28 protein-coding genes and 2 pseudogenes are annotated in these 25,879 nt (G+C 42.2%); 14 read left to right on the top strand and 16 right to left on the bottom strand.

Going from position 1 to position 25,879, the window contains the following annotated elements; genetic code table 11:
• Positions 1–19: 19 nt before the first annotated feature.
• The 3 genes and pseudogenes from MKP07_RS10645 to MKP07_RS10635 form a co-directional block, all read right to left on the bottom strand.
• Positions 20–279 (bottom strand): annotated as a pseudogene (locus tag MKP07_RS10645) (M16 family metallopeptidase); the annotation flags it as partial.
• Positions 279–428 carry a hypothetical protein gene (locus MKP07_RS10640; protein ID WP_240847172.1) on the bottom strand — a complete coding sequence of 50 codons (150 nt, stop codon included), beginning with the start codon at positions 426–428 and terminating at the stop codon, positions 279–281. The pseudogene MKP07_RS10645 and the gene MKP07_RS10640, both read right to left, overlap by 1 nt.
• 186 nt (positions 429–614) lie before the next feature.
• Positions 615–1,307: a hypothetical protein gene (locus MKP07_RS10635; protein ID WP_240847171.1), complete on the bottom strand. Its 693-nt coding sequence runs from the start codon at positions 1,305–1,307 to the stop codon at positions 615–617.
• 282 nt (positions 1,308–1,589) lie between these two features.
• Between MKP07_RS10635 and MKP07_RS10630 the strand changes: the two genes are divergently transcribed.
• The 6 genes from MKP07_RS10630 to MKP07_RS10605 all read left to right on the top strand — a co-directional run bounded on the left by MKP07_RS10630 (position 1,590) and on the right by MKP07_RS10605 (position 7,186).
• Entirely contained in the window at positions 1,590–2,651 is a 1,062-nt protein-coding gene (locus tag MKP07_RS10630) for a tetratricopeptide repeat protein (RefSeq protein ID WP_240847170.1), read from the top strand.
• 131 nt (positions 2,652–2,782) lie between these two features.
• Complete coding sequence (locus MKP07_RS10625; RefSeq protein WP_240847169.1) at positions 2,783–3,289, top strand: hypothetical protein; 507 nt, start codon at positions 2,783–2,785, stop codon at positions 3,287–3,289.
• Between the two features lie 523 nt (positions 3,290–3,812).
• Positions 3,813–4,688 (top strand): hypothetical protein, encoded by an 876-nt coding sequence (locus tag MKP07_RS10620; protein WP_240847168.1) that lies wholly within the window; start codon positions 3,813–3,815, stop codon positions 4,686–4,688.
• 221 nt (positions 4,689–4,909) lie between these two features.
• Complete coding sequence (locus MKP07_RS10615) at positions 4,910–5,713, top strand: choice-of-anchor Q domain-containing protein (RefSeq protein WP_240847167.1); 804 nt, start codon at positions 4,910–4,912, stop codon at positions 5,711–5,713.
• A gap of 10 nt (positions 5,714–5,723) precedes the next feature.
• Complete coding sequence (locus tag MKP07_RS10610) at positions 5,724–6,137, top strand: hypothetical protein (RefSeq protein WP_240847166.1); 414 nt, start codon at positions 5,724–5,726, stop codon at positions 6,135–6,137.
• Positions 6,134–7,186, top strand: a complete 1,053-nt coding sequence (locus MKP07_RS10605) for a right-handed parallel beta-helix repeat-containing protein (protein WP_240847165.1) — start codon at positions 6,134–6,136, stop codon at positions 7,184–7,186. Before MKP07_RS10610 ends, MKP07_RS10605 begins: the two co-directional genes overlap by 4 nt.
• 65 nt (positions 7,187–7,251) lie before the next feature.
• Here the strand turns inward: MKP07_RS10605 and MKP07_RS10600 are convergent.
• The 3 genes and pseudogenes from MKP07_RS10600 to MKP07_RS10590 all read right to left on the bottom strand — a co-directional run bounded on the left by MKP07_RS10600 (position 7,252) and on the right by MKP07_RS10590 (position 9,672).
• Positions 7,252–8,207: pseudogene (locus MKP07_RS10600) on the bottom strand (alpha/beta hydrolase family protein).
• Positions 8,208–9,055: 848 nt separating this feature from the next.
• The gene (locus tag MKP07_RS10595) at positions 9,056–9,514 is read right to left on the bottom strand and encodes a hypothetical protein (RefSeq protein WP_240847164.1); all 459 of its coding nucleotides are present in this window, start codon (positions 9,512–9,514) and stop codon (positions 9,056–9,058) included.
• Positions 9,469–9,672: a hypothetical protein gene (locus MKP07_RS10590; protein ID WP_240847163.1), complete on the bottom strand. Its 204-nt coding sequence runs from the start codon at positions 9,670–9,672 to the stop codon at positions 9,469–9,471. The genes MKP07_RS10595 and MKP07_RS10590 overlap by 46 nt, the downstream gene beginning before the upstream one ends.
• Before the next feature lie 101 nt (positions 9,673–9,773).
• Here MKP07_RS10590 and MKP07_RS10585 point away from each other — a divergent pair, with 101 nt between their 5' ends.
• Together MKP07_RS10585 and MKP07_RS10580 are read left to right on the top strand one after the other, a co-directional pair.
• On the top strand, positions 9,774–10,127 hold the full coding sequence (locus tag MKP07_RS10585; RefSeq protein ID WP_262919258.1) for a DUF3127 domain-containing protein: 354 nt from the start codon (positions 9,774–9,776) through the stop codon (positions 10,125–10,127).
• Between the two features lie 70 nt (positions 10,128–10,197).
• Positions 10,198–10,881, top strand: coding sequence for a hypothetical protein (locus tag MKP07_RS10580; protein WP_240847161.1), 684 nt, complete (start codon positions 10,198–10,200; stop codon positions 10,879–10,881).
• Positions 10,882–11,192: 311 nt separating this feature from the next.
• On the opposite strand, the gene MKP07_RS10575 is transcribed toward MKP07_RS10580, so the two are convergent.
• Positions 11,193–11,603 carry an ABC transporter permease gene (locus tag MKP07_RS10575; protein ID WP_394803557.1) on the bottom strand — a complete coding sequence of 137 codons (411 nt, stop codon included), beginning with the start codon at positions 11,601–11,603 and terminating at the stop codon, positions 11,193–11,195.
• Between the two features lie 41 nt (positions 11,604–11,644).
• Entirely contained in the window at positions 11,645–12,241 is a 597-nt protein-coding gene (locus MKP07_RS10570; protein WP_240847160.1) for an ABC transporter permease, read from the bottom strand.
• A gap of 201 nt (positions 12,242–12,442) precedes the next feature.
• Between MKP07_RS10570 and MKP07_RS10565 the strand changes: the two genes are divergently transcribed.
• Positions 12,443–14,434 (top strand): M48 family metalloprotease, encoded by a 1,992-nt coding sequence (locus tag MKP07_RS10565; protein WP_240847159.1) that lies wholly within the window; start codon positions 12,443–12,445, stop codon positions 14,432–14,434.
• A 66-nt stretch (positions 14,435–14,500) separates the two neighbouring features.
• Here the strand turns inward: MKP07_RS10565 and MKP07_RS38330 are convergent, their stop codons facing one another.
• From MKP07_RS38330 to MKP07_RS10535, 8 genes are all read right to left on the bottom strand, one after another.
• Complete coding sequence (locus MKP07_RS38330; RefSeq protein WP_262919697.1) at positions 14,501–15,475, bottom strand: DALR domain-containing protein; 975 nt, start codon at positions 15,473–15,475, stop codon at positions 14,501–14,503.
• Between the two features lie 20 nt (positions 15,476–15,495).
• A complete protein-coding gene (locus MKP07_RS38325; RefSeq protein ID WP_262919257.1) occupies positions 15,496–16,002 on the bottom strand; it encodes a class I tRNA ligase family protein in 507 nt (168 codons plus the stop codon).
• 377 nt (positions 16,003–16,379) lie between these two features.
• Positions 16,380–17,492, bottom strand: a complete 1,113-nt coding sequence (locus tag MKP07_RS10550; RefSeq protein WP_240847158.1) for an endonuclease/exonuclease/phosphatase family protein — start codon at positions 17,490–17,492, stop codon at positions 16,380–16,382.
• Positions 17,493–17,555: 63 nt separating this feature from the next.
• A complete protein-coding gene (locus tag MKP07_RS41100) occupies positions 17,556–17,642 on the bottom strand; it encodes a hypothetical protein (RefSeq protein ID WP_317235991.1) in 87 nt (28 codons plus the stop codon).
• A 5-nt stretch (positions 17,643–17,647) separates the two neighbouring features.
• Complete coding sequence (locus MKP07_RS38320; protein WP_262919256.1) at positions 17,648–18,073, bottom strand: rhomboid family intramembrane serine protease; 426 nt, start codon at positions 18,071–18,073, stop codon at positions 17,648–17,650.
• A complete protein-coding gene (locus MKP07_RS38315; protein WP_262919255.1) occupies positions 17,988–18,494 on the bottom strand; it encodes a rhomboid family intramembrane serine protease in 507 nt (168 codons plus the stop codon). Before MKP07_RS38315 ends, MKP07_RS38320 begins: the two co-directional genes overlap by 86 nt.
• 45 nt (positions 18,495–18,539) lie before the next feature.
• Positions 18,540–18,983, bottom strand: a complete 444-nt coding sequence (locus MKP07_RS10540) for a rhomboid family intramembrane serine protease (protein ID WP_240847157.1) — start codon at positions 18,981–18,983, stop codon at positions 18,540–18,542.
• Between the two features lie 5 nt (positions 18,984–18,988).
• A complete protein-coding gene (locus tag MKP07_RS10535) occupies positions 18,989–19,195 on the bottom strand; it encodes a hypothetical protein (RefSeq protein ID WP_240847156.1) in 207 nt (68 codons plus the stop codon).
• Positions 19,196–19,756: 561 nt separating this feature from the next.
• Between MKP07_RS10535 and MKP07_RS10530 the strand changes: the two genes are divergently transcribed.
• The 5 genes from MKP07_RS10530 to MKP07_RS10510 all read left to right on the top strand — a co-directional run bounded on the left by MKP07_RS10530 (position 19,757) and on the right by MKP07_RS10510 (position 25,858).
• The gene (locus MKP07_RS10530; RefSeq protein WP_240847155.1) at positions 19,757–20,815 is read left to right on the top strand and encodes a hypothetical protein; all 1,059 of its coding nucleotides are present in this window, start codon (positions 19,757–19,759) and stop codon (positions 20,813–20,815) included.
• 236 nt (positions 20,816–21,051) lie between these two features.
• On the top strand, positions 21,052–21,411 hold the full coding sequence (locus tag MKP07_RS10525) for a carboxypeptidase-like regulatory domain-containing protein (protein WP_240847154.1): 360 nt from the start codon (positions 21,052–21,054) through the stop codon (positions 21,409–21,411).
• Positions 21,395–23,959, top strand: coding sequence for a SusC/RagA family TonB-linked outer membrane protein (locus MKP07_RS10520; RefSeq protein ID WP_317235990.1), 2,565 nt, complete (start codon positions 21,395–21,397; stop codon positions 23,957–23,959). Before MKP07_RS10525 ends, MKP07_RS10520 begins: the two co-directional genes overlap by 17 nt.
• Entirely contained in the window at positions 23,947–24,090 is a 144-nt protein-coding gene (locus tag MKP07_RS10515; protein ID WP_240847153.1) for a hypothetical protein, read from the top strand. Before MKP07_RS10520 ends, MKP07_RS10515 begins: the two co-directional genes overlap by 13 nt.
• A 10-nt stretch (positions 24,091–24,100) precedes the next feature.
• Positions 24,101–25,858, top strand: a complete 1,758-nt coding sequence (locus MKP07_RS10510; protein ID WP_240847152.1) for a RagB/SusD family nutrient uptake outer membrane protein — start codon at positions 24,101–24,103, stop codon at positions 25,856–25,858.
• Positions 25,859–25,879 lie beyond the last annotated feature (21 nt).

Below are 25,879 nucleotides of genomic sequence, written 5' to 3'. Positions count from 1 at the left end.
CTTCGTTTTGCGTTTTAACGCCATCCTCGTTGATTACCGGATGCATCAGGCGCTCACTTTCTAACCAAAGGCCGGTTTCAAGCTGGTTGCTGGGGAAGGCCTCAAAATAGTAAGTACGATCCTGGCTGGTATTGGCATTGTTTTGTCCCCCGTTCTGGGAAACTATTTTCATGAACTGCCCTTTTTTATGTTCTTCGACCCTTCGAACAGCAAGTGCTCAAAAAAGTGCGCCATTCCGGTATGACCCAGCACTTCGTCTTTACTACCTACATGGTACATTACCGATGTAACGACCACCGCGCTGTACGATCTTCATGCAACACTACGTGCATGCCATTGCTCAAATCGAATTCTGTAAACTTCACCTTTTGCGCCATAGCGGGCAATGCGCCTGCCAGCAACAAAAGGCCAATGTTGATTTTCTTCATCTGATTTTGTTAAGAATTAAAATAAAAATATAAAAGACCAGGTGCCTGTTAGTTAAACGAAACTAATAAAAAACGATATTCACTAACTACCGTTCATATAATATTTTTGTCAATAAAAAAGATAATAAGGCTGAAATCAATGCGACGAACACAATTAAGCCGACTCAGTCATATTTAAAAAATTAATCAAATAACCCAGTTAGCAATAATAACCGCCAGCATTCCTACGCCCAGACCCAGGTAATATTCCCGTGGTGTATGTGCTGAAAGCAGTAAGCGGGATGTACCTACCAACCCCGTAATTAACATAGCAAGTGCCAGGTAAATAGTGATGTTAGCGGATGAAGGATCAAAGCTCAGTAGGCAGAGAAAGGCGGTTGCAGTACCCAGACCGATACCGTGCATGCTTATTTTTAGATAGATATTAGATAAAAGTCCGATGGATGAAGCCAGGAAAACGCTAAAAGCAAAAACCACCAGGTAATTGGGTACTCCTGGCAAACCCCGCCATACATACCAGATCCAGAAATACCAGATATTACAAATGATAAAAGGTATGATCCGGTCTTTTCGCTCCTTTAATTTAATAGAACTGATCAGGTTAAGCCCTTTTAACAATAACACGCTTATAACCGGAAAAAAGGTATAGTTAATAAAAGCTCTGCCCAGCGTTAACATTTTTTCCGGACCCGAAGCGCCCACAAATAAAAAAGGTTCTACAAATAACAGGAACGCTATTACATAGATCGGCACAAATACCGGGTGAAACAGGTAAGACAGAAAATTAGCGAATAGTTTCAATATAGGGTGTACGGGGTACGGTGGTTGTTCATCTGCCTGCTGCAGGCCCTGTGGCGATATAAAAAGCTGTTTTGACATACTGTAATGATGGCAAAGTAATGGAATTATTTTAAGAGTGCGGATACTGCAGCCAGGTGTATTTGCACGCTTTGAAGGCGCAAGATCGAAATAAAAATTTTTAGCGCCCCCCAATACCTGACTTGCTGTCAAGCAGGATATTCTTTCACCGGCACTTCTTTCCCATAAATAACACAGCCAACATCAAGTACATCTACCGGCAAACGATTATTTTTACAGTACATGCCCATGCGATTAAAATTGACTGTATGCACTGTATTACTTCTCTGCCAGATGGTTGTTTTGGCACAACCTAAGCGTCTCAGCTCTTATATCGAAGCCTGGAAAAAGACCGGAAAAGATCAAAGCTACGCCTCTCAGGTATTTTTCGACTCGCTTCGCATAACCAAAAACGACCCCGTTGCTACAAAACGCTACTGGCATGATATTAACCAGCTGCATCATTACGTAGACCAGCATCCGGACCGGAGGCTGGGAGTTCGGTTAATGATGTTTGAAATAATGGCAGCAAGAGAACAAGGACTGGCATCACGATACTACGGTGTTATTGACAGCGTTATCAAAATAGCCTATCCTCTTAACGATCCCCAATTAAATGCCGAACTCTATAGTATAAGGGCCGACATACCGCCATCAGGTGAAACACATTTGCTTTATAACCTGAAAGCTGTAGAAATACAACGCGGCATAGGGTTTTCGCATTTTCCTTATGTACATAATCGTTTTTTTGGCATCAGCGCTGTTTTATTCGGCCAAAGCAATTATGCTCAATGTATAGTATATGGAAAGGAGGGACTTAAAACCTGGAATTTAGACAGCATTCACCGCGACCCGAGAGTATATATTTTTCAGCTTGATTTACTCGGCGCTTCCTATCGTAATTTAAATAAGCCAGACAGTGCCCGCTGGTTTTATAACCATATTATAGCATCTGTATCGAACGATGTTGACCCCAGGTTTGTCAGGTTATGGACGGGAATAGCCCAGGGCAATATAGGTCGCACCTATACCAGCGAGGGTAACTTCGATGCTGCGGCCCCTTTATTGAATGCCTACCTGCAGGCCAGCCGGGAATGTGGGGATTGGCTCAATATTGCCATAGCACAAAATGCATTATCTACTTTCTACTATAAACAAAACAAATATAACATTGCAGCCTCTTTTGCAGCTGAAGCATTGGCTATAGCTAAGGAACATACCCTAACCGCCGAATTAATCAGTTCAACCGGCCTCCTTGCTAATATCTACCGCATTCAAAGGAATATAGACAGTGCTTTTTATTATTATGAACTGGAGAACCAATATAAACAGGAGGAGAAGGAACGACTGAAAAAAGCGAACTGAGTGTTGTTAACGCACAAATTGCATTTGACAACCTGCAACATTCCTTAACTCTGGTTCAGGCTTCAGTTAACCGCGAGAAAAGTCTTCGCAATGCTATCCTGGTAGGTATTTTGTTGCTTACCGTCATTGTGTTGCTTTTATACAATAAAAAAAGAACCCGTGATCAAACTAAGATTAGAGAAGCAAGGGAGCGGCATGCACAGGCCGAGCAGCAGGTAGCAGATGCAAGGGACAGAATTGATGTTTTTACCCGCCATCTGATAGAGAAAAACAATCTTATTGATTCGCTTCGGGTGCAACTCGATCAGTCGAAGGACCTAACCCATGAAGTAGCAGAAAAGCTACTGGCGGAGCCTCTGCTCACGGAAGCTGGTTGGGAAAATTTCCGGCAGGAGTTTTCAAAGGCCTATCCTGTGTTTTTTCAACAACTCGGGGAGCGATATGAAGGGCTCACTCCGGCGATGGAGCGACTTGCAGCGCTTATTTTTCTGCAGCTTAATAATTATCAAATTGCTAATGTGCTGGGTATAGGTAAAGAGAGTGTAGCCCGTAGCAAAAGACGCTTAAGAATTATTTTAAAGCTCGCGACAGATGAAAGTCTGGAAGACCACGTGAAAACTTTAGCCACCAGGAGCTGAGCATCTTCATCACCACTTTCCTGATTGTCCTGAAATTGTCCGCCTCGCATTTTGGCGCAGGCCGCCCTAAAGGCCATATTTGTACAAATGAAACAACGCAGGCACATTATAAATATGGTGATCATCATTTTTATCGGTTTATTATTGCTGGTGGCGGTATGGTACTATTTCGAGTACCGGATCCGCTCTAACTAACCGCCTTCTTTAAATAACAAATGCAAGCCGGTTTATAGCCGCCGGAAACGAAGCATATCCCTATCCAAACAATTAACAAGATTACTCATCACAGCCCTAAAAAGAAGTGCCCCTCTATTTTGTTTATTTCATACAAAATATAAGTGATTGATTTACAATAAATAACGATTGTCCGGATTTTGTCCGCCCTCTGTCCGCATTTCATCCTTTCATCGTTTTGGAGACCCGGTTGCAAAGCTTCACCTTTAGCACCTGCAAAATAAATCTTCGTGAAGATCATCGGCTTTTCTACAATCTTCTATTTAGCCCTTTCAAAATTGACCCAATCATGAAAAAGTTTTTATTCTTTTTGCTCGTATTAAACTTTTATGCCCCACTCCTGTTCTCTCAAACCATTTATGTAAACCATGCCGCCACAGGAAGTAACAACGGCAGTTCCTGGCAAAACGCTTATCAAAGCCTTACAATGGCGCTAACCGCAGCCCATGCGAATGCCTCTGTTACACAAATATGGGTAGCAAGGGGTACTTATTATCCGTCCACCACCAATAACCGCGATCATTTTTTTAATATCAGGAGAAATAACTTACAGGTATACGGTGGGTTTGCGGGTACCGAAACTAATTTAACGCAACGAAATACTGCTGCCAACCCAACCATTCTAAGTGGTAATATTGGCGCAACAGCCTCCAATAGCGATAATAGTTATCACATCATGGTGATTGAGCTGAATCCTTCCAACCCACAACCTATTGACAACTCGCTAATCGTCGATGGTTTCACATTTTCGGAGGGTAACGCCAATGCAGGCAGTGTGTTTAATTCATTATACCCACGATACACCGGTTCCTCCATATTCATTTCCTGCAATTTCAGCTCCGTCAATATTACTCCACTGATACGAAACTGCATTTTTACGGATAACCGCGCTTTTTCCAGCGGGGCTTTAACTTACTATGGCATATCTACAGGTAGTAACGCGCTTAGTATAGAACAATGTACCTTTCAAAATAACTATGCAGGATATTCGGGGGCTGCAATTGATGTAATGCAGCTGGATGCAGCCGGATACGGTGTTCCCGGTATATTTTCGGTAATCGTTGACAAATGCTCCTTCTCAAATAATGCTGTGGATAATTACTCCCAGGGTGGTGCCAACGGTGGAGTGGGTGCCGCATTAATACTTTTGGCCAGGGAATACTAAAAGTAAATAGTACCTCATTTATCAATAATACGATAGGCCCCGGTACAAGCTTTGCAGGAACTTATAAGGGCACGGCCGTATCAGTTAGAAACGGAGGCAATACAACCGTTGTTAACAGCCTGGCCTACGCTAATAACAACTATACTCCCTTTTACAACATTCAGTCTACCCTTACGCTCGTTAATACTACCGCGTACAACCCGGGAAGCAGTGCGCTGGATGTGAACAATCCTGTGGCGAACAATATTTACAACTCCATATTATGGACGGACAATGGCACGGCCAACATAATAGCTGTAAGCAATGGCAGCCCAATCATCAACATCGAAAATTCTATTCTCAATGCCACACGCCAGGGAACCATAACAGGTTCCAATATAATAACAATCAACCCCGCGTTTGCCAATCCCGCTTCAGGCGACTTTAGCCTGCAACCCGGAAGCCCGGCCATCAACTCAGGCAATGGAACTTTTTACAATAATAGCACTTATGGTAACGGAGACCTGGGAGGTAATCACCGTATTGCCCAAACATCTATTGATATAGGGGCTTATGAAAGCAATTCTACTGCACTGCCTGTAGTGTTTGGAGCCCTGTCAGCCGCTGTCAGAAACGGCCAGCTGTTGATTAACTGGTCAACCGAATCGGAAATTAATAACGATCATTTTGCCATTGAAATATCGGCAGATGGAAAAAAGTTTACAACAATTGCCATGGTAGCATCAAGAGCAATAGCAGGACTCTCAAATACAGCGTTAACCTATCAATATAGTACAGATATATCTCAACTGATGTCCGTTTTGGGAGCGGCAACTTTTACATTGCTGCTTCTACTCCCCGCTGGTATGCAAAGATATAAAACAGGACTGGCGGCCTTACTGCTCATTGCAGGAGTAATATTTTGGAGCTGCTCGAAGCAGGATCAGTCATCAGGCAACAGTAACAACTTATTCTTAAGAGTTGTACAAGTTGATAAAGATGGTAAAAAAACCTATAGTAAGATTCTCAGGATATCAGAACAATAAACGTAACGGTATGAAAAAGAAATCCCCCTTATATAAATCAATAAACATTCTCCTCCAATCTGCTTTTTTACTTTTTCTAACCGGTTCTGTTTTCTCCATCAGGGCACAAAATACCCGGTATGTAAAGCCGTCAGCCTCCGGTTCGGCTGATGGGAGTAGCTGGGCTAATGCAAGCAATAACCTGCAGGCCGTAATAGATGTTGCAGCAAATAACGACACGATATGGATCGCAGCAGGAACCTATCAGCCCGGCAACAATCAATGGTTTAACCTAACAAAAGCTTTAAATATCTATGGGGGATTTTCTGGTAACGAAACCAGTTTGCATGAACGCAGCCCCAATACCGCCCCCACTATTTTAAAAGGAAATGGTAGCTCGGTACTCAGATGGACGGGGATGGGAAAAAGGTTTTGGACAGGATGAATATTACCGGCGGGCGGGGTACTGGTGTGGGCGGATTGTTTTGCAGCGATGGAGTTATAAATATTAGTAACTGCCGTTTTTTTGACAACAGAACCAGCGGTAACGGTGGAGGTATATTTCTCACTAATGGTAGTGCTTCTATACAAAACAGTATTTTTTACAACAATGCTGCTTTTGCAGGATTTGCTATATGGGCGCAAGCTAATGTTGTCTCCGTAACCAATTGCACAATCGCCGACAATGTTTATATATATCATCCCTACACTAATGCTAACGGCAATACAATTTTCAACAACTCCAATAGTTTTTTGATACAAAACAGTATTTTTTGGGATAATACGCACTCCATTACCAGCCTGTCCAACAGTTCAATACATATTGCCTTCTCTAATATCCAGGGAGGGTTTAGCGGTACCGGCAACATCAATTCAGCCCCGCTTTTTACATCGGAATACAAGTTACAGGCTGCCAGTCCCTGTATTAATGCGGGAGATCCGCAAACCAACACAACCGGCTACGCTGTGCAGTCGGGCGAACTGGATTTAGCAATCATGAACCGCATAGCAGGATCCCATATAGACATGGGAGCTTTTGAAAATGAAAGCGTATTGCCTGTTCATTTTGGGCTTATAGAAGCAACCGTACAAAACCAGCATCTATTTGTCAAATGGAGCACACTAACCGAAACAAACAATGATTATTTCGATATTGAAGTATCTGCTGACGGAAAGCAGTTTAAGAAATTGGCTACCATACAATCATTAGCATTAAGTGGTAACTCAGACCTGCCATTGCATTACGAATACACTATAGAAGCTCCTCAGGTAATGTTTTTACCGGTTTTAATTTATTTTTTCTTGCTGTGCTTTTTGATCGATGCAAAAAACAGAAAGATATTCTTAATAATGCTCATTGCAGGAACAGCCACGCTTTGGGGTTGTTCGAAAAGTGGCAGCCGGCCTGAATCTGTCAACACTAAAATTTTCCTGCGTATTGCTCAGATTGACGGGGATGGAAAAAAGAATACAGCAAAACTATTATTGTGGTAAATCCATAAAAACGGCGTCAACCCCACAACAGGGTTAACGCCGTTCCTGTTTGTCAACCTATTGCATTACTTCCCTTTCAGGTATTTATCTAAAAACTGTTCCTGTTCCCAAAGCGTATGTAGTATATTTTCTTTAGCAGCATAACCGTGGCTTTCTTTAGGTAAAATCACCATCCTTGCCTGGCCACCCAGCCCCTTAATCGCCTGGAAGTAACGTTCGGTTTGCAGCGTAAAGGTGCCGGGGTTATTATCTGCTTCTCCATGAATCAGCAAAATCGGCTTTTTGATTTTTGTGCATTCATAAAGGGAGACATAGTATTGTAAATCTCCGGCACATCCCAGTAATTACGTTGCTCGCTCTGGAAACCAAAGGGCGTTAAAGTTCGGTTATACGCACCGCTGCGTGCAATACCACAGGCGTAGTCATTGGAATGGGTAAGCAGGTTAGCTGTCATAAATGCTCCGTAAGAATGCCCTCCAACAGCCACTTTACTTCGATCGATGTAACCGAGTTTATCTACAGCATCGATAGCCGCGCGACCATTTGCAACCAGTTGTTCAATAAAATTATCGTTCGGCTCTTTCGCTCCTTCACCGATGATCGGGAATGAAGCATCATCCAGAACTGCATAACCCTTGGTTACCCAATATACAAAGGATCCATAATAAGGGAATGTAAATTCATTGGGATTTTTATCGCTTTGACCCGCACTGTTTTTGTCTTTAAACTCCTGGGGATAGGCCCATATCAACAATGGCAATTTTTCTTTTTTCGTTTTATCGTATCCTGCCGGCAGGTATAAGGTTCCCGAAAGATCTACTCCATCGGCACGTTTGTAATGAATTACTTCTTTATGCACATGGGCAATGGCTTCAAACGGGTTTTTATTAAAAGTGATCTGTATAGGCGCTATCTTCTTTTTGTAATTGCGGAAATAATAATTGGGATATTCGTTGGAAGACTGTACCTGTACCAAAGCAACCCCGTTTTTAAGGTCTTCTATAGAATAGATGGTTTCCATTTTATCTTTAGCAGCACTTTGATATAACCTTTTTGTTTTTAAATTTTTCAGGTTAAACTCGTCGATAAAGGGGAACTGCCCTTCTTTGGTGAATCCCTTTCCGATTAAAAAGAGGTTATCACCCTCAATAGCCAGCACATTTCTCCCATATTCATTTTCCTTTGTTTCAAAAGTCCCCGGATCACTGTAAATATCCTGGTAGTTGCGATCAAAAACCAACTGTGGCTGCTGGCCAGACGCTGAAGGATTGATCAGGTAAGTTTTCTGGTTGCGGGTGTCGTACCAGCTATCAAATAAAATGGCAGTTGATGCATTGCCCCAAACTATACCCCCATAACGCTGCTTTGTTTTAGCAATAGACACCGGGGCGGCAGTAAAAGGCGCCTCCCAGGTAAAAAGCTCATCCCGGTAATCCACCTTATTAGCAGGATCGCCCTTATCCAACGCTTCCACAAAATATAGAGATGCTGGTTGATCAGCACGCCAGGCCATGTTTCTCTTTCCGGTAACTACCGCCCCAAAACCTTTTGGCATTATTTCAACCAGCGGTTTTTCGTTAACTATTTTCACTTCTTTGCCCTGTAAATCGTAAACAGCAGCCGCCTGCGGAAACCTGCTTAGCGGAACAATATAGGAGAACGGTTTTTTAATGGTAGTTAACATTACATAGTTGCCATCCGGAGAAATAGACTGGTTATCGTAAATGTCAGCCGTTTTATACAGCTTCTTATCACCCGTAATGCTCACATTATATAATTCAGCACTCACCAGGGTTTCAAAGTTCTGCTCATCCGTTTTATTTTTTAACAGGTCTTGGTAGGTTCGGTTTTGCGACACCTTACCTTCGGCTACGGAAACGATCGGTCCTTTAGGGAGATCTTTTTTGAGTCGATCAACGCAGCTTTGTTCGCCGGGATCATCCTCACCAGCAATGTTTTGTTGTCTTTATACCAGGTATAAGGCATGCCCATATTGGCGTTCAGGTTAGCTTCAGTAAGCTTTGTTGCTGTAGCGGCAGCTACATCTATTATCCAAAGTTCCACCCCACCCTGAGTGGTATTGGTAAATGCGATCTTTGAATCGTCAGGGCTCCAGGATATATAAGTAATCCTCGCGTTCGCTGGTAAACCCGATACCTGGGTAGGTTCTGCCTTTACATCTTTTATTTTCCGGATCTTTAAATTATTACTGTAAGTAACAGTGGCGGATATATTCGTTACCGGGTTAATGCGTAATCCCGCCAGTCGCATTTCATCCTGGTTCAGGTCATCCAGGGTTTTGTATACGCTCCTGTAAGACAAGAGCATATAGTTTTTTTCGTATCCATAGACACAGAAGGGGCAGGCTCGTAGTCAGTAAGAGCCAGAATAGACGCTGAAGGCTTTTGATAGGCCAGGTCTTCCTGCGCTATTACAGGCATAGTAAACAAAAGGCAGGCTAAGGCTGCAATGGATGGAATGCGCATAATAATCAATTTTTACAAAAATAATGCGCGGGGCAATGAAAAGCGCAATGAAACTTACCGGCTATTGGTAATGCCTTTATCTTTGTGCCAATAAATATTTTATGGATTTAACAGCGAAACTAGTACAGATGTTACCCCTGCAAAAAGGCCAGGGCAAGAATGGAGAATGGAAAAAACAAGACATTATTGTGGAAACCGGAGGACAATACCCTAAGAAAGTATGTATTTCTATTTGGGGTGATAAGATCAATGAAAGTGCCCTCCAGATCGGTAATACCCTCAATATATCTTTCGATGTGGAGAGCAGGGAATATAATGGCAGATGGTACACAGATGTGAAAGCCTGGAAGGTGGAAGCAGCGGGTGGCGCATCAGGTGGTGGTAATAGCAGCTATGCTGACGAAATGCCTCCCGATGTAAACTATGATGATTCTAAAGATGACCTTCCATTTTAGTTTTAAGCCTTTGTTATAACTATTATAGTCTATTGCATTTTACCTTTATCCCAAGAAAAATCTTATTGCAATGAAGAAGTTTTTTGTGCTCTTGATGGTGGGCAGCGTATTGATCACCGGCTGTAAAAACGGCTGTAATAAAAAAGGCAGCGGCCAACCCGGCGAAGATTCAACTACTTATGATATTGGCGAGCGCGCTGATTCACTTGTTACTGTAACTCAGCCTGACTCGGCTCAGATCAGGCTTAGCAAAGATTCTGTACTGACCAGCCTTACCAAAGAGGTGTTGACCATCTTTAAAGATAAGCAATATGCAAAGCTGGACTCATTGATACACCCGGAAGAAGGGGTTCGTTTTTCACCCTATGCAACCGTATCCGGCGAGGACAGGAAATTTTCGCGGGAAGAGTTCAATACACTGGTTACTACTAATAAAAACAAAAAGGTAAACTGGGGCAGTTTTGATGGCAGCGGCGATCCAATAAGTCTTACAGCAGCCGAATACTTTAAAAAGTTTGTATACGACGCCAATTTTGTGGCGCCTGAAAAGTATGATATTAATAATTTCATTGAAACAGGCAATTCAATAAACAATCTTAAATCTAAATACGAAGGCAGCGATTTTACTGAAAGTCATTTCCCGGGTTCCAAAAAGAACGGAGGTATCGACTGGAAATCTGTTAGGTTAGTGTTTAAAGAAATAGGTGGAAAGTATTACCTGGTAGGCGTTGTGCACGACCAATGGACGATATAAAGATGGCAGTACGCAGATGACAGATGATAGACGAAAATATTCAACAAATAAAACGGTGAGTATCAAATAAGGCCTGCGATTCGAATACCTTTTATTTCAGTCAACAGCCAACTATCACCTGTCATCTGCCAACTGTATTTGCTTAACCTACACCAATCCCTGCTTCTTCATTCCCCAATGTGCAATTAGCTGGAATAACAGAATCATCACTATGGTTGGAATTAATATTGTAACAATATCTTTGAGTTTCCCTCCTTCCAAAAACAAACCATAGAAGGCTTCCAAACACCAATGCAGCGGAGATATGCGCATCAGGCTCTGCATCGATTGTGGCATCGCAAATGCCGGCACAAGTAATCCCCGATAGCAGCAAACAGTACAATAGTAACCGCACCGATACCATTACTTTGCTCCTGGGTTTTGGCAAAAACGCCAATCATAATAGCAAAGCTGGCAGCGCACCAGCCGCATAAAATAATAACCAGTAAAAGACTTGCTTTATCCTGAGGAAAATCTAACCCCGGTAAACCAATGAGCGGGAATATCCATTTGCCAATGGAGAAAATAACCAGCGCCTGCATAACGGTGATGATCACGTAAGCAATCTGTTTAGATACTATTGCGAGGGTAATAGAAGTGGGCATGGTTTTAAGTCGCATAAAACTACCGCTGTTCTTTTCTCTTACGATACTTGCTCCTAACGATATGACAATAAAGAACATGGCAAACACTGTCCATGCAGGGATATTGTGTTGCGTAGCATTTACAATAGTGTGCCCCCATCTTTTGATACTGAAAACTGTTGTATAGGTGTTTGATTGGTCAGTATCTGCTGTTCCAGGTCGGCCGGTATAGCCGCAGAATCATTGATAGCGCTATACAGTTGCCGTACTATATATTTACTTTGTACAATCTGCAACACGCTGTTCAGTGCGCCGTCAATACCCTGCCTGAATGAAGCCTGTAACACAGGATGGTAGAATAATACAACAGAAGCAGATGCCGGCAATTGGGAACCCGAACTACCATCTGCACTAACCGCAACAGATTGTAATGCCTGCCCTGCAACGTTTTCTGATTTCGCCATAACATCAGCTGAATACTGCTGCGGTATTACCAGTCCCAGCAAAGCATCTTTATCTTGCAGTCTTTGCTTTAGCAACTCCTCATCCTGCCCGGCAGACAGTTTCTTAATTGTAAACATACCGCCCTTTTCCAGCGTTGTTTCCAGCTCTTTGCCTGCAACACCTTCATCTTTATTTAAAAGCAAGAGAGGTACCTTTTTATCATTCACCAGCTCAAACGTGCTGTTTTGCACAGTGGTAATGACAATAGCCAGCACAATGGGCATTACAAACATCAGGGTAAGCCCTACCTTGTCACGCGTAAGAATACGCCAGTCTTTTTTATAGTTGCCAAAAGCTTATACACAGGGAGGCAAATGTAACAGTTTTTAGCATTTCGTAGCCTGGGAGTTGAACTGATGTAAAGTAATTTACAGTTAATAGCGCTGCATTTGTATGGTTAAAAAAACGTCTTATATTTATACCAAATTCAAAAGATGTCTCACATAACTGCTAACGTATCGAATAAATTTAAAAGGAGTGCCCAAAAGTCGGTCTTCTCTATTATCTTATTTATTATTGTGTATATTTTATTGGTAATCGCTTCTGCTATCCTGGCGTTTTATTGCTTAAAAATAGGTTTGGCGATCATTACCAATGTCAGAGGGCTTTGGGGCATCATTGGGGCGATTGGATTGATGGCTACCGGATTAATCGTGTTTTTCTTTCTTTTCAAATTTTTCTTCTCCAATTTAAAGGCAGACCGATCTAACCTGAAAGAGATTTACCAGGAAGATGAGCCCCGGCTATTTGAGATGATCTATACACTTGCTGAACAGATTGGCACCGACAAACCCAAAAAAGTTTATCTCGCCGGCGATGTTAACGCCTTTGTGTTTTATGACTCCACTTTTTTAAGCTTGTTTTTCCCAACTAAGAAAAACCTGGCTATTGGGATTGGACTAGTGAATGTACTGACAGAGAATGAACTGAAAGCTGTCATCGCACATGAGTTCGGGCATTTTTCTCAAAAAACAATGAAGATTGGCAGCTACATCTACACCACCAACCGGTTCATTCACAATTTGCTTTATGAAAACAATTCGTATGGTAATGCTATGCAGTCCATTGCCAATATTCACGGACTTATTGCCGTATTCGTGGTGCTCTCGGGCAATATCATTAAAGCTATTCAGTGGATTTTGAGACAACTGTACCAGGTTTTAAATATCAATCACGCGGCGCTATCAAGAGAAATGGAGTTTCACGCAGATAATATTGCAGCAATAAGTACTAATGGATATTTTTTGTCGAATGCGCTACTGCGCTTACCTTATGCAGACGGTGTTCGCGACCGTGTTTTGAATTATTACCAGGGAAAAATTGAAGCCAATATTAAAACGGACAATATTTACGATAAATCGACCTGGCTGCTCAACTTTATTGCCACAGAAGAAAACATTGCAATAAAAAACGGAGTACCTGCTATTGCTTTAACAGATATTACGAAGTTGAACTTATCCAAACTGAATATTGAAGATCAATGGGCTTCGCACCCCCGACTGGAAGACAGGTTACAAAACCTGCAACAGTATTCAACACCTACAACCGATGATAGCGAAATCGCAAAATACCTGCTGAATCATATTGAAGACTACCAGGTTTATTTTTCCGAGCAATTATTTCAATCTGTCAACTATGAAAAAGTGCCTCACATACAGTCGCTGGATGCATTTCAAGAGGATTATCTCTCCACATTCAAAAGATCAACCTTACCTAAAGTATTTAATGGCTACTACGATAATATTAACCCCGAAAATTTTGAATTCGATCAGTTTAATAACAAGGAGCATGAAGTCAGTGCTAACCATTTATTCAGCACCGATAAATTAAGTCTTGCAACTGAAATGACAGCTCTTGCTAACGACAAGGAAACACTTAACTTCTTGTTGAATAATAAAGAGCACCGCATAAAAACTTTTGATTATGACGGTAATAAGTACAAGAAACAGGGTATTCCTGAAATCATACAACAAATTGACGGGCAAATTGAAAGTAATAAGGAGAAGATCGCTCAAAACAACAGCGCTATTTTTCAGTACTTCTTACATAAAGCCATTCAAAATAACCAGCTGGAGCAATATAAAGAACACTACCTGGCTTATAAAGCTTTAAACCAGGACATTGAGGAAAATATTCGCATCATCAATGACTACCGTAGCCAGCTTAGTTTCTTTGGGGAAACGCTGGAGCGTCAGGTTATCGAGGCCCGCCTTCACCAGCTTAGAGAATCGGGCGCAGAAACCAGGTTTCAGGCACTTGTGGAAAAAATCAGTACAGATGAATTATTCGCGCCTTTATTGAAAGAAGATGAAAAAGAATTACTCGACCGCTTCGTAAATACCGGTCGTGCCTATTTCTTCGACGGAGCGTACATGAATAACGAAGTTCAGGATGCTATCAATAGCATCAATATTTCTTTGATGTGATATTCAGAAGCTTTTTCGAAAAAAATGGGCTTTGCTGAATTTTAAAGCCCAATTGATGAACTAGCACTAGTCAACATTCCAGTTTACTGTTCCATCTTTTTCGTCCTTAAGTGTAATACCAATACGCGCCAGTTGATTACGGATCGCATCAGAAGTTAAAAAGTCTTTCCTGCTTCTTGCTTCTTTACGTATGTCAATAAGCACCTGCATTACATCTTTTAGCTTCTCGTTGTCGGCAGCTGATACGCCTTTTAACCCGAATATATCTTCCAGGAAAGTCTTAAACTGAACTTGCAGCTTGTTAAAAGTATTGGCAGATAAAGCAGTAATATCTACTGTTTTATCCTTTATGCCATTAATAACCGGAGCCAGTTCAAACATATTAGCCAACACTTTAGCAGTGTTGATATCATCATTCATAAATTCTTCAAACTCATCTACCAGCTTATTCACTTTCTGATCCAGCTCTTTATCTGTTGCATCCATAGCTAATTCGCCGCTTCTTGATTGAAGTTTGATCAGGTTTTCATAAGCTTCCCATAATCTTTTCAGCCCCTTCTCAGATGCCTGTAAGGCTTCGTTGCTAAAATCAAGCGTACTCCGATACTGGCTCTGCAGAATAAAGAACCTTACCACCATCGGATGAAATGCCTGGCTCAACAAAGGATGATCTCCGCTAAACAACTCTGTAAGTTTGATTACATTATTGTAGCTTTTTCCCATCTTGCGACCATTGATGGTGATCATATTATTATGCATCCAGTACTTAACCGGTGCTGAATTATTGCAAATAGTGCTTTGTGCAATTTCACTTTCATGGTGCGGAAACTGAAGGTCCATACCACCCCCATGTATATCGAATTGCTTTCCCAGATATTTGGTTGCCATAGCCGAGCACTCAATATGCCAGCCAGGGAATCCTTCTCCCCATGGACTTTGCCAGCGCATGATGTGCTGCGGCGGCGCTGCCTTCCAAAGCGCAAAATCTGCCTGGTTGTTTTTCTCGCCCTGCCCTTCCAGCTCCCTCGTATTTTCGAGCAGATCTTCTATCTTCCGTCCACTTAATTTTCCGTAATCGTAATTAGCTGCATATTTTTTACGTCAAAATATACCGACCCGTTTTTCTCATAAGCATACCCCTCAGCAATCAGTTTCTTAATCATCTCTATCTGCTCTACAATATGTCCGGTTGCAGTAGGCTCAATCGAAGGAGGTATATTGTTGAATTGCAACATGGCCCAATGAAACAAATTGGTGTACTTCTGCACCAGCTCCATGGGCTCCAGTTTCTCCAACACTGCTTTTTGCGATATTTTATCCTCTGCCTGGCGGCCTTCTTCTTCAAAGTGACCGGCATCGGTTATATTACGCACATAACGAACCTTATATCCCAAATGAGTTAAATACCGGTACAAAACATCAAACGTTACGTAAGGTCTTGCATGCCCCAAATGACTTTCGCCACTCACTGTGGGTCCGCACACATACATACCCACATATCCCGGAGTAACCGGCTCAAAAACCTCTTTTTGCCTTGATAACGAATTATATACTTTTAACTCACTCATTTCTTCTGACATTTCTAAAGATTGCAAAAATAACGGATATCTAAGGCAATAAAAAACCGGGATTGAAGCCCCGGCATGTTTAGATTAGATATTGGAAGTTTTCTAGGGATTTACTCACTTTATAATTTTTGAATAGGTTTGTTTTCCTTCTTTATCTACCTGGAGTATTCTTATGAATACCTTACTTCATCGGGTTTTACCATTTGATTTCTCCATCAGCCCTTATGCCTGCGAAAAACAAAATCAACAAAAGAGATGCAGCTACCTTCATAATAACCCGTTTTACTATTCAGCATCGAATGTAAATCAGGTCTCATGTATGAAATAATGGTTTTCGATCAGTTAAGCCTTTTTTTCGACGGGTGGGACATTTTAGACTATCTGAGTTTAAGGTCTGCTACCACCATATAGTGATCAGATGACTTTGTTGTAATGCGCTTACATTGGTCTACTCCAAAGTTTTGATCGGTAAAAATATAGTCAATTCGCAGTGTGGGAGACAGTGAGGTATAGGTACGCCCCACCCCAAAACCTTTTTGCAGGAAGGCATCCTGCATATCGCCCTTAATCGTTTTATAAGTATAGGAATTGGGTACGTCATTAAGATCGCCACAAAAAATAACCGGGTGCGGGCTATTGCTCAGTATGCTATTGATCATATCGGCCTGTATACTACGATGGGTAATGGCTACACTTAATTTGGATAATATATATCGTGCATTACCCCAAACATTGCCTTTAATGCCTTTTAACTCCTGTATTTTAGATAGATCTGCCTTTCTGAACTGGTTTGACTGTAAATGAGTGGTATAGACACGGATCATTTTTTTACCCATTTTAATATCCGTAAAAACCAACGCTTCGGGCAAAGTAGGGCGTGGAAATCTTACCATGCCCGTATCAACAATAGGAAACCGGCTAAATATGACGCTGCCATTAAACAAGCTGTCGCCATCTTTTTCGTGCGAAAAATAGTGATAGGGATAGTTTAATCCCTTACCCACGGCCACTATATTATTATACCAATCCTGTTTTACAGATGATGAAAATTCCTGGAAACACAAAATATCTGCGTTTACCTGGCCGATCTGCTTGAGCATTTTATACCTGGTTTGACTGCCCATATTATTATTCTTCACCATTTCTATAAAACGGGCAACGTTCCAGGTAGCTATACGCACATGGTCTTTTTCCTTTTTCTCATCAAAAGAGCTGAAGAAGTTTACCGCAAAAAAGTTGGTGATTTCTCCGCCGCCCAGCAACAGGGCAATACCAGATAGCAGTGCCCATTTTTTCCTTACAAAGAGCCACCATATAAGAAAGGCAATAACCAACAGCAATAAAAAGGGAAAAGCGAGGCTGATTAACGAGAGTAAAGGCGCTTCTTCGGGGTTGATATAAGGGTTGATGCAAGCCAATAAAAAGGCCAGGACAACTATACTATTTATTACAAACAGTACCCGATTGCTTATTCTTGCAAAAAGTCCCATGATGTAGTTTGCAACCGGAAGATAGACAAGTAAAAGAAGATTTCGCTGGAGAATCTGTAAATTTTACTTTCCTTTTAAATCTTCATTACTGGCTCTTTTTAAAAACTCTTTTTCATCCTCAGATAATGCATCATAGCCTTGCTGATTGATCTTATCTAAAATTTCATCCAGTTTTTGCTGAGTAAGTTTAGGCGTTTTTGAAAAAGGAGCCTTTGTTGCATTATAAAAAAGTGTTGACTTGATCTGTTTTCTACGATGTTCCGGTTTTTCCGGGTTGAAAAAATATTCGTTACCCAGTCATATAAATTGTTCATCCACTCACTCCCATCAATCCCTTTTCTCAGTAACAGAATGAACAGAAATCCCATTAAAGCCCCTGCCAGATGAGCAATATACAGTTCAGGACTATTAAGGGGCAGCGTTGCCAGGTCAATAGCTAAATAAATAACAGATAATATCCATAATGAAATACCCCCGGCAAGCATCGGAAATATTTTATAGTTGGGGCTGATTGTTGTAGCAGCAGCACAAACCGCTAAAATAGCTGGTCCTCCTCCTAAAAAATACTGGGTATCGGTCAACGAAACGGGTAAAAAACTCTTTGCCAGCAGGAAAGCGGCAGCGCGGCAATTGTTCCGTATAAAAAACGGGAACAATTTTCTTAAAACCGGTCAGGTCTACTAAGATATACCCGAAACTCCAAAGCCATATCATGCTGGCAAACAACTGCCAGATATTGGTATGTACAAAAGAGTAGGTTAAAACCGTCCAGGGTTTCCCCAACGCAAGGGCTGTATCGCCTGACAATGCAAACCAGCAAAGTACATTTTTATTAAAAACACCCGTTACATCGCCATTTTCGGGTAGTTTTAGAATTGTAAGGCCTCTGAAAAAAGTAAGTACCACGAAAATGATCATAGCAATACCTATCAGCACCACTAAAGGGTTTACTTTCGTTCCAAAGGAAAGCCGTGAATCATAATTTCGATCTGAAATCGCCATAGATAATCTTCTTTTTACAATTTGCCGCTGATCTGCATGCGTCTGCTAATATAACGTTCTCCGGTTTCTTTTGTTCCATATCTTCACTAAAATAAAGCCGGTTACGGCGCCACCCAGGTGAGCAAAATGGGCAATACTATCGCCCTGTACCTGGTAAACCCCGCCAAAAAGATCTATGGCTATTAAACCCATCACCGCCCATTTGGCCTTTATAGGTATGGGTATAAACATCATATACAGCTCGGTATTGGGAAATGTCATTGCGAAAGCGACCAGCACACCAAAAACAGCACCTGATGCACCAACTGCCATGCCAGAATCGGTGCATAGTTGAGCAACGCCCGCACCCAATCCACATATCATGTAAAAGATAAGGAAACGTTTAGAGCCCCATACATTTTCTAAAATACGCCCAAACATCCACAAGGCAAACATATTAAAGAGAATATGGAAAAACATGTACTGGCCCGAAGCTGCATGCGCAAACATATGCGTTACCAGTTGCCAGGGGCGGAAATTTTCACTACCAACAGGCCACAATGCAATTTTTGAAGTAAATCCCCCTCATATCCTATTCCCATAAAAACCGGATCCATCCGGTTGTCAAAAATCAACTGGGCCACCCAAACCAGCACATTAATCATGATCAGGTTCTTAACCGCCGGAGGAAACTTTTCTGCAGGCCTGTAATTAAAACTCATCGGACAAAGATAGTTTATGGATTTCTTTTAAAGTCTATTTTTAATGCAATATGCACGCTGTCAATAACCCAATACCCCGGTTAAGTTTAAACCCAACAACTGATTTTACTTTTCAATACATCCTATTTCCCCGGCTTGAGGATTGATGTTTACCGGTAAAGCCGTTCTCTTTTCGGTAGTTTGCCATTTCATTCATCAACGCAAAATTTATAATTGGTAATTTTTTAGATCAAAAATTTGGCAATTTAAACGATTAAGCAGTATTTTTGTAAGGCGCTTGCTTCGAAATATTTTTTTAGAAAATGCTTAAACGATTAAGCCGATAATAAATTCTGTGACTTAAAACGGGGTGAAAAGAAGTAATTGACATGCACATGGGTTATAGGGTATGCTTTGATCATTTTTTCACTGCGTTGCCTATTCCAGTGTAAGAGGTAGCTGATATACGCAGTATACATAAAGTGGCAAACAGCCGGTTCGCCAAAAACTTTATTCACAGAATTTTCGGCGCCTGTTGGAGGAAATATACATCAACCGGTGATAAGAAATCAATTTGTTTGTATGAAAAATTTCTATGCTGCTTTTATATCCTGCATGTTTCTTTTGCTCACTTACACTGCTGTTACTGCGCAGGAATGGGAAAAGCTAACACCTCCCCACACAGGGAGATTATGGGTACAGCCTTCACAGGAGATGCCTGCACAACCGGTTTGGGGCCATGCAAAAGGGTTACAGATAGGCCTGGCTCCATTGCCCGGTCCACGTGGACTATTACGTATATACACGTCCTACCTGGGCCACAAAAAGATGGAGGTAATGAACTTTATAGCTTTTGAGCCTGTGATAAAGGGTGATAAGCACCGCGGTCTTTCCGAACTTGAAATGAGTCAACTGGACAACAAAAGAGGTAAAAGATTCTGGAGCGCTAATGATTCCCTGAGCACCACTCCGGTGCCGGAAAATACACCCGCAACCGGCATAGTTGAAAAAATAGCCGGGGTAGAAACATTAACCGTATATATCTATTCAGAACCCTTTGAAAATGGAGCAATAGTATATACAAGGCTGCGGTTTTATGAGAACCAACCCTACGAAGTGGAAATTACAACCTATGCTGCGGCTCGCTCAAAGGCCCTCGACCATTTTATTGTTACGGCTACCATGGGAAACTATGCACGCCTGCGAAATGTATACTTAGAAACAGGGACGACCTTCTCTGGAGCACTTTGGCCCCAATACAAAGAAGATGGGTTTACACCCCACGCTCATTTCCCCGTTAGCGATTTTATAAAAGACAGGAGAGGCCAGACCTATTTTATTGCTGCACCGGATGAGAAAAATCCTACTGATGCGGTATACGCCACCGGGACCAACAACCATTGGAAATACTATGGTGCAAAAGCAACACAATACTGGTACAGCAGGCATAGCAAAGACAAGCGGGAAGGGCTGGTAAACGGCCGGTACACTTACTGGGCCAGTCAGTCTCCCATTCCCGGAGGCATTGCTTTTGAAAATTTTGAGCTGAAAGAGCCATTTATGCAGGGGAGCACATTTGTTTTTGGCATCAGCCCTTTAGCCGCAGATAAATTCATTAAAAAGATAAAAAACAGCAAATGAAAAATCAGAAAACAATCAGCCGGGCGGTTAGCATTTATACCGAAAAAATAATATACCTCACCGGATAAAGCTGTCCAAGAAAATAGCAGCCGAAAACAGAATCCAAATTAAAGAACCGGAACCAATTCTCAAATATTATGAAGAAGAAAACAATGAATAATACATGCAAAATGATCTTGGCCTGTTTCCTTTTTTGCCAGGTTATTTGTCTGCATGCATCCGCAAATGCTGTAAATATGTACCAGGACCGAATAGTGAAAGGTACTGTTACTGAAAAGGAAACAGGAACCCCTTTAAATGGCGCGAGCATAAGTATAAAAGGAACAAATAGCACTACGGTTACCAATAGTGCCGGCCAATTTGAGATAGCTGTCGCCTCAAACGAAGCAATATTGGTATTCACGTACGCAGGGAAAAAAGCTGAGGAGCGGGCAGTGGCGGGCCTGCCCGTAATTGATGTAGCGTTGGAAAATGAAGTGGCCCTGCTTGAGGAAGTGTATGTGGGTTATATGGTACAAAAGAAAAAGACCTTACCGGGGCCATATCCATGGCTACCAATAATGATATCGCCAAAAACCCATCTGCCAATGCCATGAAATCTTTACAGGTAAACTGGCAGGTGTACATATTACGACCAATGGCGGCAACCCCGCGGAAAACGTAACGGTACAGATCAGGGGACTTTCTTCTCTTTCGGGAAGTGTAAGGCCCCTTATCGTACTGGATGGTATGCCTACAGAGAACTTAAATCTTCGCGACATCAATGCCGCTGATATTGAGTCTATGCAGGTTTTAAAAGATGCGGCATCGGCCAGTATCTATGGAGCACGGGCATCGGGCGGTGTAATACTGGTTCAAACCAAAAAGGCAAAAACGGGCCAGACCAAAGTGGAATACTCGGGAAGCCTGGCACAAAGTAAGGTAACTCAAAAACCTACTTTAATGAATGCAGAGCAATATGGTACCGCTATGTTCAGAGCCTATGCCTACGATGAGCAGGTATACGGCACCCCTTTAAACTTACCCGCAACCTACGATTTCACCTGGCACAGAGACGCGGATGGCAGAGCAGTGCTGGATGCGGTAAAACCTGCAGAATGGCTCAATGCAGATAAAACGGTAAGAGGATCCAACACTAACTGGCTGGATGAAATTCTTCGGCCGGCTACCATGACAGAGCACCAGGTAACAGTATCTAAGGGTACGGATAAATCTAAAAGCCTGTTTTCGCTCGGTTATTTTAATAATGAGGGAACGCAAATACATACGTTCTTCAGGAAGTACTCTATCAGATCTAACACAGAATACAGCCTGATTAACGATCGTTTGAAAGTAGGCGAAAACCTGGCCATTTCTTATTTACAATACAGGGATGCTAATGAGTTGCGTTGGGCCCTGATTAATCCTCCCGCAGTTCCTGTTCGCGATATTAACGGCGGCTGGGCCGGGGCGGCAGGCTTTGACGACTTTACCAATCCGGTGCGCGTATTGACTGACAATAAAGATAATACCAACCATTTTGTAAAGATCATTGGTAATGTTTTTGCAGATCTTAATATATGGAAAGGCATATCTGCCCGTACCCAATTCGGAATTGACTATGGTAACGCCTATAACCGCGCCCTGGATAAAGAGTGGTCAGAAACCGGTGGCAGAAGCAGTAACGGAGAAAATTATGTAGGCAACACGCAGTCACATTCCTTAAGCTATGTTTGGACGAATACTTTAGCTTATAACCTGAATAAAGGGAAGCATAGTTTTAATGCCGTGGGAGGTATTGAGTACACAAGGTTTGTACAAGAGGGATTCAGTGCCAGGCGCGAAGGAGTTTACCTGGAAGACCGAGATTTTGCACACTTAGGAATTACTACGGGCGACAAGTATTCTTTAGGCAGCACAGCTGATGAATATGTGTATTATTCTTTATTCGCCAAGGCTAACTATGCTTTCGATCAGAAATATCTTTTATCTGCCACGCTAAGAAGAGATGGCTCATCGCTTTTTGGAGTGAATCACCGGTATGCGGTTTTCCCTGCGTTCTCTGCCGGCTGGCGAATCAGCCAGGAGAAATTCATGGAAAATCTAAGCTTTATTTCAGACCTGAAGATAAGAGCCAGCTGGGGCGCCAACGGTAGCGTGCAGGGATTACCACGAGGCTATACCTCCACACCATTTACTACAGATTATTTTGGCACATCCTATCCTATTATGGGAAATGAAACCGGCCCCCTGCTTTCGGGCTATAGAAGAACCTGGCTGGGCAATCCTGACCTGAGATGGGAAACTACCAAACAAACTGACCTGGGCATCGATTTTAGTCTTTTCAATTATCGCTTAAATGGTTCGTTTGATTATTATTTCAAAAAGACCACCGATATACTGGTACAAACACCCTATATCGCGGCTATGGGAGAAGGCGGTGAGCCCTGGATCAATGGTGCAGCTATGAATAATAAGGGGATTGAATTTGAATTAGGCTATAAGGATAAAACAACGTACGGCCTTCAATACGGGGTTTCAGCGAACATTGGAACCTACAAAACACGGATCATTAGTATACCAGAGAACGTCATTAATAAATATCCTGGAAATGGTAAAGAGGATAATGTGGTAGGAAAAAGCCCCAATATTTTATATGGATTAGTGGCAGATGGCATTTTCAAAACCCAGGAAGAAGTAGACAATCATGCCGAGCAAACGGGCAAGGCTATCGGGCGTATCCGGTACAAAGACCTGGATGGAAACGGAAAGATAGAAGAACTAAATGACAGAACTTATATCGGCGTGTTAGATCCCAAACTCTTTGGCGGTATCACTTTCGATTTGGGCTACCACAATTTTGATCTGAATGTATTCTTCCAGGGCGTGTTTGGTAATAAGGTGCTGAACGCCTGGAAATACGAATCAGACCTATGGAATATAAGTGTACCGGCGCATAAAAACCATCCTACCCGTATTTTAGGTGGCTGGTATTTTGACAATACCAACTCTGATATCCCGGCCATCTCTAACTCCAATCAAAATGCGGAGCTGCGCATGTCCAGTTATTTTGTAGAAGATGGCTCTTACCTGAAGCTGAGAAATATTGAATTGGGCTATACCCTGCCGAAAAAATATCAGCGCGGGCAAGGATGCAACACCTGAGAATATATGCGTCGGCAAGAAATATCCTTACCATTAAAAATAGCCAGTTCACCAGCTTCGATCCTGAGATGCCAGGCTATGGCTACCTGACTCCCGCTTTCTACACCTTAGGACTTAATGTTACATTCTAAATTATTCACCATGAACAAGTATCAATACTTTTTATTATCCGCCTTCTTAACCCTGTTTCTTACAGGATGCGATAGGTATCTTGATGTTGCACCCAAACAGGTTTTAGATGAAGGCTTATTGACCAAGCCGGAAGACATGGACGGTTTTGTTACTGCCGCCTATGCAAGAATGACCGACATACCATCTTTCGATTCGCCGTTTTCTCCCTGGTGGTCGGGTTCTATGCGGGCCGATGACTCATATAAAGGTGGTGGTGGAACCTGGGATGGCGATGGCTGGCATAATATGGAAACATTTGTGGGCTTAAACCCTAACGGCTGGCCACTTGACTACCCCTGGTACGTATCTTACCAGATCATTCAACGTTGTAATACCGCCATACAAAAACTGCAATTGATAAGCGCAGAAGCCTATCCATCCAGGGACGCCCGTATCGGCGAGGTAAAGTTCATCCGCGCATTTGTACACTTCAGACTTAAACAGTTCTTTAAGTATATTCCCTATATCGATGAAAATGTAGTAGGCTCTACTGCGGAGTTTGAAGCGGTGCCTAACAGGGACAAAACCCATCCGAACGATCAGTATCTGTGGGAAAAAATTCTGAACGATTTTAAAGATGCAGAAAACCGGCTACCCGATACCCAGGAGGACAAAGGAAGGGTAGATAAAAATGCAGCCACTGCAATGGTGGCCAGAACATTGATGTTTATGGCTTATGAGCAGGATGACATGCACAAGGTAGTTAACATCAATAAAGACAGATTGACTGAAGCGCTAACTTATATCAATAAGATCACCGGCCAGGAAGGCGCTAAAGTAGGATTGCAGGCTGACTTTTCTGACAACTTTGAAGTTGGGTTTGATAACAAAACCAAAGAGTCCATCTGGGAAATTCAGTATTCCATCAATGATGGTAGCTCTACCGGTGGAAAAATAAATCGTGGCGAAGGATTGAACCATCCATTTAACTGGGGAGGCTTTACCTGCTGCGGCTTTCATCACATCAGCTACGCTATGGGCAACGCTTTCAAAACAGGCGCCGACGGTTTGCCCTTATTCGACACATATAACAATAACAGCTATGCAGATGGTGCCGCCAACTATTTTGCTAATAACAGCTTTGATCCGCGGTTCAGTCATACTATTGCTGCACCGGGTCTGCCCTGGAAATATGATCCGAACCTGATCTTTGAAAACAAAGGCGTTCGTAATGCAGCAGAATACGGCTATTTCAAATCGATTAAAGAATTGCCCCGGCCCAATTGCGGATGTTTACTATACGACGGATGGCAATTTAACTCGATGAACAAAAGAATGATCCGGTACGATGAAGTTTTGCTGTGGAAAGCGGAAATACTTATTCAACTGGACAGGCACCAGGAAGCGCTGGAACCTATTAACAAAATTCGCCAGAGAGCTGCAAACAGCACGAGCCGCCTGGTTAAAGCCAATGGTCAGCCTGTTTTAAATTACCGCATAGAAACCTATAAGCCGGGCATTAATTGTAACTGGACCAAGGATTTTGCCCTGAAGGCGATGCAATGGGAAAATCGTTTGGAAATGGCAGGAGAAGGACGTCGTTTCTTTGACTTACAACGCTGGGGTATTTTAGAGAAAACAATGAATGACTATTTCGCTATCGAAAAAACCAGGTTCTCATGGTTTAATATTGCCAAGTTCACATCAGGACGTGATGAATTTTTCCCGATCCCTCAACCTCAGATCAATTGGGCAAAAGGTAACTATACACAAAACCCCGGATATTAATGTTTAAGAAATTTGTAATCC

The organism is Paraniabella hibiscisoli (genome assembly GCF_022512515.1).
Lineage (GTDB): Bacteria > Bacteroidota > Bacteroidia > Chitinophagales > Chitinophagaceae > Niabella > Niabella hibiscisoli.
This window is presented reverse-complemented; position numbering and strand designations above follow the sequence as displayed.

Excerpts from the sequence above, each read along its gene's own strand:
- MKP07_RS10640 (WP_240847172.1), bottom strand. The coding sequence starts at position 428 with ATGAAGAAAATCAACATTGGCCTTTTGTTGCTGGCAGGCGCATTGCCC.
- MKP07_RS10635 (WP_240847171.1), bottom strand. The coding sequence starts at position 1,307 with ATGTCAAAACAGCTTTTTATATCGCCACAGGGCCTGCAGCAGGCAGAT.
- MKP07_RS10620 (WP_240847168.1), top strand. The coding sequence starts at position 3,813 with ATGAAAAAGTTTTTATTCTTTTTGCTCGTATTAAACTTTTATGCCCCA.
- MKP07_RS10610 (WP_240847166.1), top strand. The coding sequence starts at position 5,724 with ATGAAAAAGAAATCCCCCTTATATAAATCAATAAACATTCTCCTCCAA.
- MKP07_RS10605 (WP_240847165.1), top strand. The coding sequence starts at position 6,134 with ATGAATATTACCGGCGGGCGGGGTACTGGTGTGGGCGGATTGTTTTGC.
- MKP07_RS10595 (WP_240847164.1), bottom strand. The coding sequence starts at position 9,514 with ATGCTCTTGTCTTACAGGAGCGTATACAAAACCCTGGATGACCTGAAC.
- MKP07_RS10590 (WP_240847163.1), bottom strand. The coding sequence starts at position 9,672 with ATGCGCATTCCATCCATTGCAGCCTTAGCCTGCCTTTTGTTTACTATG.
- MKP07_RS10585 (WP_262919258.1), top strand. The coding sequence starts at position 9,774 with ATGGATTTAACAGCGAAACTAGTACAGATGTTACCCCTGCAAAAAGGC.
- MKP07_RS10580 (WP_240847161.1), top strand. The coding sequence starts at position 10,198 with ATGAAGAAGTTTTTTGTGCTCTTGATGGTGGGCAGCGTATTGATCACC.
- MKP07_RS10575 (WP_394803557.1), bottom strand. The coding sequence starts at position 11,603 with ATGTTCTTTATTGTCATATCGTTAGGAGCAAGTATCGTAAGAGAAAAG.
- MKP07_RS10570 (WP_240847160.1), bottom strand. The coding sequence starts at position 12,241 with ATGTTTGTAATGCCCATTGTGCTGGCTATTGTCATTACCACTGTGCAA.
- MKP07_RS10565 (WP_240847159.1), top strand. The coding sequence starts at position 12,443 with ATGTCTCACATAACTGCTAACGTATCGAATAAATTTAAAAGGAGTGCC.
- MKP07_RS38325 (WP_262919257.1), bottom strand. The coding sequence starts at position 16,002 with ATGAGTGAGTTAAAAGTATATAATTCGTTATCAAGGCAAAAAGAGGTT.
- MKP07_RS10550 (WP_240847158.1), bottom strand. The coding sequence starts at position 17,492 with ATGGGACTTTTTGCAAGAATAAGCAATCGGGTACTGTTTGTAATAAAT.
- MKP07_RS38315 (WP_262919255.1), bottom strand. The coding sequence starts at position 18,494 with ATGGCGATTTCAGATCGAAATTATGATTCACGGCTTTCCTTTGGAACG.
- MKP07_RS10540 (WP_240847157.1), bottom strand. The coding sequence starts at position 18,983 with ATGTTTGCGCATGCAGCTTCGGGCCAGTACATGTTTTTCCATATTCTC.
- MKP07_RS10535 (WP_240847156.1), bottom strand. The coding sequence starts at position 19,195 with ATGAGTTTTAATTACAGGCCTGCAGAAAAGTTTCCTCCGGCGGTTAAG.
- MKP07_RS10530 (WP_240847155.1), top strand. The coding sequence starts at position 19,757 with ATGAAAAATTTCTATGCTGCTTTTATATCCTGCATGTTTCTTTTGCTC.
- MKP07_RS10525 (WP_240847154.1), top strand. The coding sequence starts at position 21,052 with ATGTACCAGGACCGAATAGTGAAAGGTACTGTTACTGAAAAGGAAACA.
- MKP07_RS10515 (WP_240847153.1), top strand. The coding sequence starts at position 23,947 with ATGCAACACCTGAGAATATATGCGTCGGCAAGAAATATCCTTACCATT.
- MKP07_RS10510 (WP_240847152.1), top strand. The coding sequence starts at position 24,101 with ATGAACAAGTATCAATACTTTTTATTATCCGCCTTCTTAACCCTGTTT.